Below are 13,221 nucleotides of genomic sequence, written 5' to 3' on the forward strand. Positions count from 1 at the left end.
GGCAGCGAGGTGTGACGATGCAGTTCGAGGATTTCGACCTTTCCACTCCCGATACCGGCCGGCATGCCGGGACGGCGCCTGGCGATGACGCATCGGCCGCCACGGCCGTGCGCCTGCAATACCTGCTCGACAATACACCTTCCATCATCTATTGCACCGTGCCCAGCGGCGACTTCAAGATGACATTTGTCAGCAACAATGCCCTCAACGTGCTGGGCTACCAGCCCGAGGAGATGGTGGCCGATCCCAATTTCTGGTTCGACCACATCCACCCCGACGATGCGCCCGGCATCTTTTCCAGCCTGGCGCAGATCTTCGTCGAAGGCGCGCGCGCCTACGAATACCGCTTCCGCGTGCGCGACGGCAGCTATCTGTGGATGCACGACAGCCTGCGCCTCGTGCGCGACGATCACGGCGTGCCGTTCGAGGTGATCGGCTCGCTGACGGACATCACGGAACGCAAGGGCATGGAAGCGATGCTGCAGGCGCGCGGCGAAGAGCAGCAACTACTGATCAGCAAGTTGCAGGAAGCGCACGACCAGCTGCTGCAATCGGAAAAGATGGCCTCCATCGGCCAGCTGGCGGCCGGCATCGCGCATGAAATCAATAACCCGATCGGCTTCGTCAATTCGAACATGAGTTCGCTGCAAGGCTATGTCGGCACCCTGTTCGACGTCATCGCCCAGTATGAAGCGGCGATGGGCGAGCCGCTCGACGGCCCGGCCCGGGCCGAAAAAGTGGCGCAGGTGCGCGCGCAGGCCGACCTGGCTTTCCTGCAGGACGACATCGGCGACCTGGTGCGCGAATCGATGGATGGCTTGAAGCGCGTGCGCGACATCGTGCAGGCGCTGAAGGATTTTTCCCACGTGGGCGAGACGGACTGGCAAGTGGCCAGCCTGCATGCGGGCCTGGACAGCACCCTCAATATCGTCGCCAACGAATTGAAATACAAGGCGCGCATCGAAAAACACTATGGCGAGCTGCCGCAGATACTGTGCCTGGCGTCGCAGCTGAACCAGGTCTTCATGAACCTGCTCGTCAATGCAGGCCAGGCCATCAGCAGCGACGGCGTGATCAGCATCCGCACGGGCCACGCGGGCGACTGGGTGTGGGTGGAGATCGGCGACACGGGCGCCGGCATCGCGCCCGAGCACCTGAACCGCATCTTCGAACCATTCTTCACCACCAAGGCCGTGGGCAGCGGCACCGGCCTGGGCCTGTCGCTGTCGTACGGTATCGTCAACAAGCACGGCGGACGCATCGAAGTGGCCTCGGAAGTGGGCCGCGGCACGCGCTTTACCGTGCACCTGCCGCTGCAGCCGCCTGGCGCCGCGAAGGCCTAGGCGTCTTTCGACGGCGCGTACACGCGGATGCTCAGGCGCCCGCCATTCTTGCCTTCGAAGTCGAGCAGCTGGGAAATCACGCGGGCCGTCAGCACGTGTTCGGCCGCCAGCAGCATCAGGCCATCGCGGCTGATCAGGTCGCGCGACAGCACCATGCCCGGCTCCAGCTGGCCCGACAGCACCGTCAGGTCGCGCGCCGGCGGTTCCGTCTCTTCCATGATGCCGCGGAAAGCGGCCACCACGGCCGGGTCATAGCGCTTGCCGACGCTGTCGTAGATCAGGGTGCGGGCCTCGTCGGCGCGCAGGCTGCGCTGCACCATCGCGCCGATCTGCAAGCCGTCGTAGTCGGACGCCAGCGCCAGGATGCGCGCCCCCATGGGAATGGCCAGGCCCACGAGGCCATCGGGAAAGCCGCCGCCGTCGAAGCGCTCGAGCTGCGAGCGCAGGATCACGGAGACGGCGCGCAACTCGTCGAGCGCCATCAATAACTGTTCGGCGCGCAGCGGATGCTTGCGGAAGGCGGCCAGCTGCTCGCCATTCCAGGCGCTGGCCGGCAATTCCAGCACGTCGTCGCTCAAGCTGAGCTTGCCGATATCCTTGAGCAGGGCCGCGATGAACACGTCACGCGCCTCCTGCCCTTCCAGGCCCAGCGCCTGCGCCAGCTTGCGCGACAGCTCGGCCACCCGCCGCGCATGGCCGGCCAGCTTGCCGCCACGCATCTCGATCAGGTTGGAAAACACCTTGATGGTCGTCACGAACGTGGCTTTCAGGCGCTCGTTGGCCGCCTGCACTTCGTCGTGCGACTGCTTCAGCTGCTGCGTGCGCGTGGCCACCTTCGCTTCCAGGCTGGCGTTGAGCGCCTGCAGCTCCACGTTCTGGCTGGCCGTCAGCGCTTCGAGGCGCAGTTTTTCCTGCTCCAGCGCGCGCCGTTCCAGCGCGTGGCGCACCACCAGCACGATATCGTTCTCGTCCCACGGCTTGGTCACGTAGCGGTAGATCTCGCCCTGGTTGATGGCGTCGAGAATGGACTGGATGTCGGCATAGCCGGTCAGCAGCAAGCGGATGGTGCCGGGCCAGCGCTGGCGCACCTGGGCCAGGAACTGGGCACCGTCCATCTGCGGCATGCGCATGTCGGAGATGACCAGGTCCACCGTCTCGCTCTCGAGCAGGGCCAGGCCGGCCGCGCCGCCATCGGCCGTCAGCACGCGGTAGCCGTGCGGGCGGAACAGCCGCCGCAGCGACGACAGGATATTCGGCTCGTCGTCGACGCACAGGATGGTGGGCGGCGCGGTGCTGGTGCTCGTATGCATGCTGTCCTGTTCGGTCATGGTGCGACGGCCTGCGCCTGGCGCACGGGCAAGGTGATGCGGAAGGTGGTGCCGCTGCCGATGACGCTGCGCACGTCGATGCGGCCATGGTGTTTCTGCACCGTCGTGTAGGCCAGCGACAGGCCCAGCCCCGTGCCCTTGCCGACGGCCTTGGTGGTAAAGAAGGGGTCGAAGATGCGCGACAGGTGCTCGGGCGCGATGCCGCCGCCCGTATCCTCGACCTCGATCCACACTTCCGTCGCATTGTCGCTGCCCGTGCGCAGGGTGATGCGTCCATGCGCCTCGCCCATGGCGTGGGCCGCGTTGACGACCAGGTTCATGATCACCTGGTTCAGCTCGGAAGGCTGGCATTCGATATCGGGAATGTCGCCATATTCGCGCACCACGTCGGCCTTGTACTTGACCTCGTTATTCACGATATTGAGCGTGGTATTGATGCCCTGGCGCAGGTCGGCCCAGACCCACTCCTGGTGCGCATCCGTGCGCGAAAAATCCTTCAGGTCCTGCACGATGCGGCGCACGCGCGAAATGCCTTCCTTCGACTCGCCCATCAGCATGGGGATGTCGGTGCGCAGGAAGTCCAGGTCGATCTGTTCGCGCAGCGCCCGCAGGCGCGCCGCCACCACGGGGTCGGCGACGGCCGGCTCGGCTTCCTCGTAGGCGTCGAGCATGCTGAACAGGTCGTCCAGGTAGCCTTCCAGGGTACCGACATTGGAAAACACATAGCCGATGGGATTGTTGATCTCATGCGCCACGCCGGCGGCCAGCTGGCCGATCGAGGCCAGTTTTTCCGACTGCAGCAGCTTTTGCTGGGCCAGCGACAGCTTGCTGTTCAATTCCGTCAGGGCCAGGTTACGCTCGCGCAATTCCAGATCGGCGATCTGGCGCTGGCGGATGTCGTCGGCCAGGCGCTCGTTCATGTCGGCCAGCTGGGCCGTGCGCTCGGCCACCAGGTGCTCCAGGTTGTCGTGCGCCTTGCGCAGCGCCAGTTCCGCCAGGCGCCGCTCGCTCACGTCGCGCAGGGTTTCGATGGCGCCCACCAGGCGTCCCTGGCGATCGCGCAGGGGCGCCGCCGTGAAATGCAGCCAGTGGCCGTCGGGGCCGATATCGGCAAAAAAATCCTCGGCCTCGTAAGCGCCGGGGATCACGGAAGAGCGCTTGAGCTTGCCAAGGTAGCGGTCATTTTCGCCCAGCGCGATGTCGTCGGCCACCAGCAGGTCGGCCAGGCAGGCGCGCGGCTGCGGATAAAACGCCTTCCAGTGGTCGCGCGTGCCGACCATCTCGGCGGCCGCAAAGCCCAGCAATTGCTCGCAGGCGCTGTTCCAGTGCGTTACCACGTGATTCGTGTCGATGGCGAAAGTGGCCACGGGATGGCCGTCGAAAAATGCCGACAGCGCGATGGTGTCGCCCTGACGGCGTTCCGGCTTGGCCGGCAGCGCCTGCCCTGCATCTGTTTCCATGGCCTCTATCCTGTTCATGCCAGCATGATCCGCGACATTTCATCGAAGGTGTGTTCCGTTTGCCCCAGCAGCGCCAGCCAGGCGGGCTCGTCCAGCGCGATGCTGCGCCAGCCCGTCGGCGACAGGGGCGGCACCAGCGCATCGTCGACGCCGGCCAGGTCGAGCGCCAGGGCGACGGCATTGGCCAGGTGCACGGCCAGCGGCAGGCCGCCCGCTTCCAGGCGGTCGATGGCGTGGTGGTCGGCCACCGCCTGCTGTATCGCCTCGGGAAACTTCCAGTAGGCGGCAAGGGCGCTGCCCACCTGTGCGTGATCGATGCCGATGACGGCCAGTTCCGCCTCGGCCATCTGGCAATCGTGCGCCTGGCGGTAACTGCGCACAAGCGCGTGTTCGGCCGGGAAGCGCGTCACCAGCACCAGGGTGCCCAGGTCGTGCAGCAGGCCGGCCGTGAACGCCGTTTCGGGATTGACGCGCAAGTGCGGCGCCAGCAGGCGCGCGGCAATGGCCGTGGCCAGCGAGTGGCGCCAGAAGGCCTGGAAATCGAAGCCGCCAGCCACCGGCGCGAAACTGCCCGTCAGGGCGCACGCCGTGACGACGGTGCGGATGCTGTGAAAGCCCAGCACGGAAACGGCTTGCGGAATACTGGTGACCTTCGATTGCATGCCATAGAACGAGGAATTGGCGATGCGCAGGGTCTTGGCCGCCAGGGCCTGGTCCAGCTCGATCTTTTGCGCCAGCACGTGCACGTCCGTGTCATCCTGGTCCATGCTCGACAGCAGTTCCAGCACCACCACCGGCAGCGAAGGCAGTTCCTGGATTTGGCGGATGATGTGTTCAAAACTGAGCCGTGTCATGCCGCGCCCCCTTGCCGGTAGCGCTGCAGCAGCGCCAGCAGTTCGGCCCCGGCGGAATCGGCCGGCGTGGCGCGGAATAGCACGGCCAGCCGTTCCAGGCGGCGCACCCGTTCCTGCTCGGCATGCACCTGCGCGGCAGGGTCAAGCACCTCGTCCATGACGACGCGGCAGCGCTCCACATTGCGCCGGCGCAGAGCCGTCAGGTTCGCCGCTGTCAGGGTGGCGCCCTGGGCCAGCAGCACGGCGCCGCTGGCGTCGTTCAAGGCCTGCGCCAGCACCATGCCTTCCTGCGCCTGCTCCATGGAAATCTCGCGTCCGCTTTCACTCATGTATCTGCTCCATGACGACTCAGGGTGACGAGGCTGCCGCGCGAGCGCGAATGCAGGCCCATCGGGTGGACGGCCACGGCGTACGGCTGGCCATCGATGGCGGCCAGACGGGGGGCGCCCTGCCCGTCGAACAATTGCGGCAAGACGATCGCCGCCTCGTTGCCCAGCAGGGTCGCGCCCCGTTCGAACAGGTTGGCTGCCGCCGCGTTGATAAAGGCGATCATGCCGTCCTCATCAAGCCCGATCACGGGCAGCGGCAGAAATTGCAGCAATTCGCGCGCGATGCCCAGGCTGACTTCATCGCGGCTGATCTGGTGCTGCTGCTGGCGCACCAGCGCCTGCATGGCGGCATTGGCGGCCGCCAGCGCCTGGTTGGCGTCGCGCAGCTGCGCATTGAGGCGCACATTGTCGTCGTCGATGCCTTTCAGGCGAAAGGCTTCGGCGATATGCTCGCGCAGCTGGTGGTCTTCCCAGGGCTTGGTGAGGAATTTGAAAATGGCGCCCTCGTTGACGGCGTCCGTGACGGCCTGCAACTCGGTGTAGCCCGACAGCATGATGCGGATGGTTTGCGGGCGCAGCAGCTTGGCCTTGCGCAGGAAGTCGGCGCCCAGCATGCCCGGCATGCGCTGGTCCGAGACGATGACGTCGACGGCGTGGCTGGCCAGCACGTCCAGCCCTTCCTGGCCGCCGTTGGCCGTCAGGATATGGTAGCCGTCGCGCCGCAGCAGGCGCTTGAGGGAAGCGAGGATATTCGGCTCGTCATCGACCAGCAGCAAGGTGCGCGGCGCCGCCGCAGGCACCGCCGTCCCTGGCATGTCATGCTCGTCGTGCACATCCATCGGACCATCCTCTCATCGCCGCAGCGATATCGGAGCTTGCCTGGAGGGAGAATTTGCCGCGCGAGACCATCTTGCGCGGCAGCCAGCTTGCGCTGAAATTATACGACTAAATATTCCCGTATGACACTAATCCGGCACTTATCCGCCACTTATCCGCGCTGTACAGGACAAGGCGTGTCGCGGTAAAACACAAAGCCGCCCAGGCCGATGGCTTGTGTGTCGGCCTTCACGGCGTAGACCAGCGTATTTTTGGCGGCCTCGACCCTCAGCAGGTTCTTGTGCAGCACCGTTTGCGCATGCGACAGTTCCAGCGACGGCGTCGGCGCCAGTTGCAAACGCAGCTCGGACGTGGCCGCATCGTAGGCCCAGCGGCCCGGATTGAAAAAAGCGAAGCCGCCGTCGAAACGCAGGCTGCCATCCTTGAACTGGGTCAGGCAAATGCCGGGAAATTCGCTGGGCGGGTTGTACCAGGTGGCGGCCACGGCGGCGTCGGCCGGCGTCTTGCCCGGCATCTGCATGCCGGTGCTGTCATTTTTTCCGCCCATGCCGGCGCAACCGGCCAGCGCCAGCGCGCAAGCCAGAGCGCCCGCGCGCGTGATGAAGGTCATGTGCATTGCCGTCCCCTTGCTTTATAGAAACATCATCTTAAAGCGGGACGGCCAGCCGTTCAAGCGGCTAGCGCACATAAGGGGGAATTTAATTGCCTTCGGCCGCCTTCGCAGCCGCCTCGCGCAATTTGTCCTTCTTGCTCTTGCGCGCGCCCTTCACGCCGCCATTCACCGTATCGGTGACGGAATTGACGGGCGCGGGCAATTCCGTCGGCTCGAAACCGGCCACCACTTCGCGCACGATGCGCAAGTCGTTGCGGTTCTCGATCAGGCGGAAATGCGCTTCCGAGTCGGCCGTCACGAAACTGATGGCCGTGCCGCTTTCGCCGGCGCGGCCCGTGCGGCCGATGCGGTGCGTGTAGTCGACGGCCGAGCGGGGCAAGTCATAGTTGACGACGGCCGGCAAGCCGGCGATGTCGATGCCGCGCGCGGCCACGTCGGTGGCCACCAGAACCTGCAAGCGGCACGCCTTGAAGTCGGCCAGCAGCTGGCTGCGCGTACCCTGGCTGAATTCGCCATGGAAGGCGCCCACGTGCAGGCCGGCGCGCTGCAGTTTGTCGGCCACGTGTTCGGCCGCGTACTTGGTGGCGACAAAGACCAGCACGCGCTCCCACTGCTGCTGCAAGATCAGGTAGCGCAGCAGCTGCGTGCGGCGCGGCACGTCGACCGTGATGGCGCGCTGCACGATGTCGGGCTTGTCCTGCGGTTCGGACGCCACTTCGATGCGCACGGGCTCCTTGAGCAAGCTGTCGGCCAGCGCCTGCACGCTGTCGGGGAAGGTGGCGGAGAAGAACAGGTTTTGCCGCTTGCCCGGCAGCAGCGCCAGGATGGCATTGATTTCCTCGCTAAAACCCATGTCGAGCAAACGGTCGGCCTCGTCGAGCACGCACAGCGACACGCCGCCCAGCTTCACGGCGTTCTGGCGCACCAGGTCCAGCAAGCGGCCCGGCGTGGCGACGACGATGTCGGCGCCGCCGCGCAAATCCATCATCTGCGGGTTGATCGATACGCCGCCGAACAGCACGGAAATCTTCAGTTTGATCGGCAGCGGCTTGGCCAGCGCGTGCACGGTCTGCCCCACCTGCGCCGCCAGTTCGCGCGTGGGCACGAGGATCAGCGCGCGCACCTGGCGCGGGCCGGAAACGGGCGCCATCAGCGCCTGCAGCAGCGGCAGCGCGTAGGCGGCCGTCTTGCCGGAACCCGTCTGGGCCGCGCCCAGCACGTCGCTGCCGCGCAGGATGGCGGGAATGGCGGCTGCCTGGATGGCCGTCGGCGCGGCATAGCCGGCCTTGTCAACGGCGCGGACCAGGGAGGGAATCAGACCCAGTGAGGAAAATGGCATAGCGGGCCTTCTTTATTCGTAAAGTGAGACCGGCCGCGAAAGGCGGCCGGTCGGAATTGCGACAGTATAAGGCAGACGGCTACTGGCGTGGCATTTGCAGCCTCGGAAAGCCCGCTTCATCGTAGCCCGGCATGCCGCGGCGGATGGCGTGCGAAAAATCAGGATCGTCGTTGGCCGCCCGCGCGCGCGCCGTGATGTGGCCCCCAATACGCAGCTGCTGGAAGCTCAGGCCGGGCACCAGGCCCTTGACGTCGAACAGGTAGCGGTCCAGGTAGCCCGAGGCCATCAGCCGGTAGTCGAGCGGCAGGCCAGGCACGATACGGCGCACCATCTCGAAGACGATGGTGGTGCAGTTGGCCGTCAGGGTGTTATAGAACCGCGGCTGGTTCTTCAGCGCTTGCGCCTCGTCCAGGTAGGCGAGGAACAGCGAACGCATGGCCGCCTTGGGCATCATGACGCGGTACAGATGCATGTCCTCGCCGCGCGCATTCGTGCGCACGCGCAGGATGTCGCGCTCGTCGGCGGCGATCAGGCTCATCTCGAAATGCTTGAAGAAGCCGCCGATGGCGGAAAAGCTCTCGCCCTTCTCCTTGCGGATCTCGATGGAAAACGTCAAAAAGCGCCCGTCCGCAAAGCCGAACGAGATCAGCGTGTGCGCAATGTACGGGCCCGTCCAGTACGACAGCGCCGTGTCCACCGTGCGCAGTTCGTCGAGGTCGTAGCTGCGCTGCTCCCACTTGACCGTGTAGTCGTCATCGCTGCGCCAGTCGAAATTGCGCACATTGTCCAGGGTGACGAGATTGCCAGCCACCTTGCCGGTGACATTGCGCGCCACGTCGTCGGCCCACACGCGCTGCTGTTTCGGCGTGATGAAACTCCACCACACGAGCAGCAGCAGGAAACCGGCCGCATACGGCAGCAGCACGCGCGCGTCGCCCCGCATCCACCACAGCGCAATGCTGGCCACGCCCAGCGCACCCCACAGCAGCGCGCCGATGCCTTGCGCGGCCGTGCCGCCGGACAGCTGGTACCACAGCGCCAGCGCGCCCCACAGTGCAGTCAACAAGAGAATCAGGGAAACGGCCATTTTGCCGAAGGTGCCCAGCACGGAGCGGGCACGATGTGATAAGAAAGTCATGCCCTGATTATAAGGGCAAGCTCAGGAACAGGTGAGTTCAGACAGGTTTCGATGCAACAGGCTGCAACAGCATTGCTTGCCTGCCAATTTGTTTCATGAGAGCATGCTATCCAGATAAAATGTATAGACAAGGTGCTCTGTCACGGCAGCGCTGCCTTGGTCATTCCAGGAGATACCTTGCCGTCCCCTTCCCTCTACGCCCTCGCCGGCAGCCTCAATTCCCTTTTCATTGTCGTCAGCCTGTTTGGCTTGTGGTCGCAGCTGCAAAAAATCTGGCAGCGCAAGCGCGATGCCGGCATCGGCGCCGGCAAGACGACGGACATTTTGTCCATCAACCAGTTCACCGTCAGCTTCCTCGCGTATTGCGCGTTTTTTGTGTACGGCTATTCGATCACGCCATTCAACCACTACATCGTCTGGCCGCGCCTGATCGCGTCCTTGATCGCGCTGGCCATCCTGTTCGAGATTTACCGCGACCGGCGCAGCCGGGCATCGCGCAATGCGCTGCTGGCGTGCGCGCTGCTGCTGTGCGCGGGCGTGGCGGGCCTGGCCTTCGGCCCTACCTTCACGGATGAAAAGCGCGTGATCTCGCAAAGCCTGATCGTCGCCGTCACCGTGCTGCTGGCGCAGGGCTATGCGCACCAGATCGGCCTGATCTGGCGCTCGGGCAGGACGGGCGCCGTGTCGTTAAAGATGAGCCAGTTCATCCTGGCGATGGATGTCAGCACCATCTTCTTTGCCTGCGTCATGGGCCTGTCGACAGGCTGGCCCTTGCTGCTGCTGGCCAGCGTCAGCGCCACGACCAAGCTGATCATCATGTGGCTGTTCCGCTGGGAGAAAACCAGCCCCGCCGCGCAGACCAAACGGCAGGCGCCGGCCTGAGCCTACTGTCCGCTCAACGCGCGCATTTCCGCATACAGGTTCGCCTTGCCCTCGAAGCCGATGCCGACCAGGTCCGGCATGGTGATGTGGCCGTTTTCGACCTTGACGCCATCGGGAAAACCGCCGAACGGCTGGAACAGATCGGGATACGATTCATTGCCGCCCAGGCCCAGGCCGGCCGCGATATTCAGGGACATCTGGTGGCCGCCGTGCGGGATGCAGCGGCTGCGCGACCAGCCGTGCTGCTGCAGCATGTCCAACGTGCGCAGGTATTCCACCAGGCCGTAGCTCAAGGCGCAGTCGAACTGCAGCCAGTCGCGGTCGGCGCGCATGCCGCCGTAGCGGATCAGGTTGCGCGCATCCTGCATGGAAAACAGGTTTTCGCCCGTCGCCATCGGCTTGTCGTAATAGCTGCGCAGGGTCGCTTGCAGCTCGAAGTCGAGCGGGTCGCCCGCCTCTTCATACCAGAACAGGTCGTACTGGCGCAGCGCCTTGGCGTAGGCGATCGACGTGTCGAGGTCGAAGCGGCCGTTCGCATCCACGCACAGCTTTTGCCCGTCCTGCAGCACTTCCATGATGGCGTCGATGCGGCGCAAATCCTCGTCCAGCGAAGCGCCGCCGATCTTTTTCTTGACCACCGTATAGCCGCGGTCGATATAGCTGCGCATCTCGTCCTGCAGCGCACTCAAGCTCTGGCCCGGATAGTAATAGCCGCCGGCCGCATACACGAAGACCTGTTTGTCCGGCACACCCGTGCCATGGCGCTCGGCCAGCAGCTGGAACAAGGGCTTGTTCTCCATCTTCGCCACGGCGTCCCAGATGGCCATGTCGATGGTGCCGATGGCCACCGAACGCTCGCCGTGGCCGCCCGGCTTTTCATTCGTGTACATGCAGTCCCACACCTTGTGCGGGTCAAAGTTGCCGCCATCCGCCGTGACGAGCGAGGCGGGATCGGCGTCGAGGATGCGCGGGATGAAGCGCTCGCGCATCAGCATGCCCTGGCCGTAGCGGCCATTCGAATTGAAGCCGTAGCCGACGACAGGCTTGCCGTCACGCATCACGTCGGTGACGACGGCCACCAGGCTCAGAGTCATCTTGGTGAAGTCGATGTAGGCGTTGCGGATGGGGGAAGAGATGGGGATGGTCTTTTCGCGGATTTCAACGATTTTCATGCGGGTCTCCTGTGCTTGAATGGTGACGCCAGCTTAACCGCGATACGCAGTCGTATAATCGATAGCAATTTAAACCATTCTTCACTTGAAGTTAATAATGAAAAGCGACGCCACCACGGAAATGGCCTTCTTTGTGCTGCTGGCCAAGCTGGGCAGCCTGTCGGCCACGGCGCGCGAACTGGGCATCACGCCGCCGGCCGTCAGCAAGCGATTGCAACTGATGGAACAGCGCCTGGGCGTGCGTTTGCTCAATCGCAGCACGCGGCGCATCAGCCTGACGGGCGATGGCGAAAATTATCTGCAACAGGCGCGCCAAATCCTCGACGACATCCGCGCCATGGAAGAATCCCTGGCCAGCGGCAGCGCGCAGCCGCGCGGGCTGCTGCGCGTGAACGCCACCCTGGGCTTCGGGCGCACGGTGATCGCACCCCTGCTGTCGCAATTCGCCCTGCGCCACCCGCAGTTGGAAGTGCAGCTTCAGCTGACGGACAGCCCCATCAACCTGGTCGAGCAGGCGTACGACCTGGGCATCCGCTTCGGCGACTTGCCCGACACGCGGCTGTCGGCGCGGCGCATCATGTCGAACCGGCGCTTCCTGTGCGCTTCGCCCGCCTACCTGCAGGCGCACGGCACGCCGCAGACACCGGACGAGCTGGCGCAGCACCGCTGCATCGTGCACCGGCAGAATGACGACGCCTACGGCATCTGGCGTTTGAGCCGGGGCCGCGCCACCCACACGGTGAAAGTGCGCGGCACGGTGGCCAGCAATGATGGCGACGTGGTGCTGGGCTGGGCCCTGGACGGGCACGGCATCCTGCTGCGTTCGGAATGGGACTTGACGCGCTACCTCGACAGCGGCCGCCTGCGCGTGGTGCTGGCCGATTACGCGCTGGCGCCGGCCGACCTGTACGCCTACTACCCGAGCCGCCACCAGCTGCCCGCCAAAGTGCGCGCTTTTATCAATTTTCTCATCGAGCAGTTGCAGCCGGAAGCGGCCACAGCGGCCAAATCAGGTTAAACTACAATATTGCGATATGGCAATATTATGAAGGAGTAGGTTTTGCTAGTCATACTCGGATTTCTCGTCGTGCTGTTTTCCGTCTTTGGCGGCTTCGCCATGCAGGGGGGGCATTTGGGCGCCCTGTTCCAGCCGCTGGAACTGCTGATGATCGGCGGCGCCGCGCTGGGCACCTTCTTTGTCGGCAATGACGCCAAGGCCATCCGCGCCACGTTCGCCGCCCTGCCCACCCTGTTCCACGGCTCGCAATACACGAAAGCGCGCTATATGGAGCTGATGGGGCTGATGTATGAAATCCTCAGCAAGATCCGCAAGGAAGGCTTGATGTCGGTCGAGGACGATATCGACGACCCGTACCGCAGCGCCATCTTCGTGAAATACCCGTACACGCTCGGCGACGAGCACATCCTGGAATTCATCACCGATTACCTGCGCCTGATGGTGTCGGGCAATATGGACGCTTACCAGATCGAAAATCTGATGGATAACGAGATCGAGACGCACCATGAAGATGCGGAAATGCCGATCCAGACGATTTCGCAGCTGGCCGACGCCATGCCCGCCTTCGGCATCGTGGCCGCCGTCATGGGCGTCGTGCACACGATGGCCTCCGTCGGCTTGCCGCCGGCCGAGCTGGGCGTGCTGATCGCGCAGGCGCTGGTCGGCACCTTCATCGGCATCCTGCTGGCCTACGGTTTCATCGCGCCGCTGGCCAGCTTGCTGCGCCGCAAGCACCATGAAACGGCGAAGATGTACCAGTGCGTGAAAGTGACCCTGCTGGCCAGCCTGAACGGCTATGCGCCGGCGCTGGCCGTGGAATTCGGCCGCAAGGTCATTTCCGCCACGGAACGCCCATCGTTCAGCGAACTGGAAAACCACGTGCGCCAGGTGCGCACGAAGAACTGATA

13 protein-coding genes are annotated in these 13,221 nt (G+C 64.5%); 4 read left to right on the forward strand and 9 right to left on the reverse strand.

Annotated elements, in window-relative coordinates:
• Positions 1-17: 17 nt before the first annotated feature.
• Complete coding sequence (locus tag FG13_RS09360) at positions 18-1,343, forward strand: ATP-binding protein (RefSeq protein ID WP_035820315.1); 1,326 nt, start codon at positions 18-20, stop codon at positions 1,341-1,343.
• Here the strand turns inward: FG13_RS09360 and FG13_RS09365 are convergent.
• The 8 genes from FG13_RS09365 to FG13_RS09400 all read right to left on the reverse strand — a co-directional run bounded on the left by FG13_RS09365 (position 1,340) and on the right by FG13_RS09400 (position 9,241).
• Complete coding sequence (locus FG13_RS09365) at positions 1,340-2,671, reverse strand: HD domain-containing phosphohydrolase (RefSeq protein ID WP_051958825.1); 1,332 nt, start codon at positions 2,669-2,671, stop codon at positions 1,340-1,342. The two genes, FG13_RS09360 and FG13_RS09365, sit on opposite strands and share 4 nt — an antisense overlap.
• Positions 2,668-4,131, reverse strand: a complete 1,464-nt coding sequence (locus tag FG13_RS09370) for an ATP-binding protein (RefSeq protein WP_081922503.1) — start codon at positions 4,129-4,131, stop codon at positions 2,668-2,670. The genes FG13_RS09365 and FG13_RS09370 overlap by 4 nt, the downstream gene beginning before the upstream one ends.
• 14 nt (positions 4,132-4,145) lie before the next feature.
• The gene (locus FG13_RS09375; protein WP_035820320.1) at positions 4,146-4,985 is read right to left on the reverse strand and encodes an HDOD domain-containing protein; all 840 of its coding nucleotides are present in this window, start codon (positions 4,983-4,985) and stop codon (positions 4,146-4,148) included.
• Positions 4,982-5,314, reverse strand: coding sequence for a hypothetical protein (locus FG13_RS09380; RefSeq protein ID WP_035820322.1), 333 nt, complete (start codon positions 5,312-5,314; stop codon positions 4,982-4,984). Before FG13_RS09380 ends, FG13_RS09375 begins: the two co-directional genes overlap by 4 nt.
• Complete coding sequence (locus tag FG13_RS09385; protein ID WP_081922504.1) at positions 5,311-6,153, reverse strand: response regulator; 843 nt, start codon at positions 6,151-6,153, stop codon at positions 5,311-5,313. The genes FG13_RS09380 and FG13_RS09385 overlap by 4 nt, the downstream gene beginning before the upstream one ends.
• A 149-nt stretch (positions 6,154-6,302) precedes the next feature.
• The gene (locus FG13_RS09390) at positions 6,303-6,767 is read right to left on the reverse strand and encodes a hypothetical protein (RefSeq protein WP_099400460.1); all 465 of its coding nucleotides are present in this window, start codon (positions 6,765-6,767) and stop codon (positions 6,303-6,305) included.
• A gap of 82 nt (positions 6,768-6,849) precedes the next feature.
• Positions 6,850-8,103, reverse strand: a complete 1,254-nt coding sequence (locus FG13_RS09395) for a DEAD/DEAH box helicase (RefSeq protein ID WP_035820325.1) — start codon at positions 8,101-8,103, stop codon at positions 6,850-6,852.
• A gap of 79 nt (positions 8,104-8,182) precedes the next feature.
• On the reverse strand, positions 8,183-9,241 hold the full coding sequence (locus FG13_RS09400) for an Lnb N-terminal periplasmic domain-containing protein (protein WP_200880263.1): 1,059 nt from the start codon (positions 9,239-9,241) through the stop codon (positions 8,183-8,185).
• 177 nt (positions 9,242-9,418) lie between these two features.
• Here FG13_RS09400 and FG13_RS09405 point away from each other — a divergent pair, with 177 nt between their 5' ends.
• Positions 9,419-10,123, forward strand: a complete 705-nt coding sequence (locus FG13_RS09405) for a hypothetical protein (RefSeq protein WP_035820327.1) — start codon at positions 9,419-9,421, stop codon at positions 10,121-10,123.
• A 2-nt stretch (positions 10,124-10,125) separates the two neighbouring features.
• Here FG13_RS09405 and FG13_RS09410 read toward each other — a convergent pair whose 3' ends face one another.
• Complete coding sequence (locus tag FG13_RS09410; protein ID WP_035820331.1) at positions 10,126-11,295, reverse strand: mandelate racemase/muconate lactonizing enzyme family protein; 1,170 nt, start codon at positions 11,293-11,295, stop codon at positions 10,126-10,128.
• A 97-nt stretch (positions 11,296-11,392) separates the two neighbouring features.
• On the opposite strand from FG13_RS09410, the gene FG13_RS09415 reads away from it, so the two are divergent.
• Together FG13_RS09415 and motA are read left to right on the forward strand one after the other, a co-directional pair.
• Positions 11,393-12,313, forward strand: coding sequence for a LysR family transcriptional regulator (locus FG13_RS09415; RefSeq protein ID WP_035820333.1), 921 nt, complete (start codon positions 11,393-11,395; stop codon positions 12,311-12,313).
• 42 nt (positions 12,314-12,355) lie between these two features.
• Positions 12,356-13,219: a flagellar motor stator protein MotA gene (gene motA / locus FG13_RS09420; RefSeq protein WP_035820336.1), complete on the forward strand. Its 864-nt coding sequence runs from the start codon at positions 12,356-12,358 to the stop codon at positions 13,217-13,219.
• Positions 13,220-13,221 lie beyond the last annotated feature (2 nt).

It is taken from the genome of Janthinobacterium sp. RA13 (assembly GCF_000745325.1).
Taxonomy (GTDB): domain Bacteria; phylum Pseudomonadota; class Gammaproteobacteria; order Burkholderiales; family Burkholderiaceae_D; genus Janthinobacterium; species Janthinobacterium rivuli.

Coding starts and splice junctions, on each gene's coding strand:
- FG13_RS09360 (WP_035820315.1), top strand. CDS start 18: ATGCAGTTCGAGGATTTCGACCTTTCCACTCCCGATACCGGCCGGCAT.
- FG13_RS09365 (WP_051958825.1), bottom strand. CDS start 2,671: ATGACCGAACAGGACAGCATGCATACGAGCACCAGCACCGCGCCGCCC.
- FG13_RS09370 (WP_081922503.1), bottom strand. CDS start 4,131: ATGGAAACAGATGCAGGGCAGGCGCTGCCGGCCAAGCCGGAACGCCGT.
- FG13_RS09375 (WP_035820320.1), bottom strand. CDS start 4,985: ATGACACGGCTCAGTTTTGAACACATCATCCGCCAAATCCAGGAACTG.
- FG13_RS09380 (WP_035820322.1), bottom strand. CDS start 5,314: ATGAGTGAAAGCGGACGCGAGATTTCCATGGAGCAGGCGCAGGAAGGC.
- FG13_RS09385 (WP_081922504.1), bottom strand. CDS start 6,153: ATGGATGTGCACGACGAGCATGACATGCCAGGGACGGCGGTGCCTGCG.
- FG13_RS09390 (WP_099400460.1), bottom strand. CDS start 6,767: ATGCACATGACCTTCATCACGCGCGCGGGCGCTCTGGCTTGCGCGCTG.
- FG13_RS09395 (WP_035820325.1), bottom strand. CDS start 8,103: ATGCCATTTTCCTCACTGGGTCTGATTCCCTCCCTGGTCCGCGCCGTT.
- FG13_RS09400 (WP_200880263.1), bottom strand. CDS start 9,241: ATGACTTTCTTATCACATCGTGCCCGCTCCGTGCTGGGCACCTTCGGC.
- FG13_RS09410 (WP_035820331.1), bottom strand. CDS start 11,295: ATGAAAATCGTTGAAATCCGCGAAAAGACCATCCCCATCTCTTCCCCC.
- FG13_RS09415 (WP_035820333.1), top strand. CDS start 11,393: ATGAAAAGCGACGCCACCACGGAAATGGCCTTCTTTGTGCTGCTGGCC.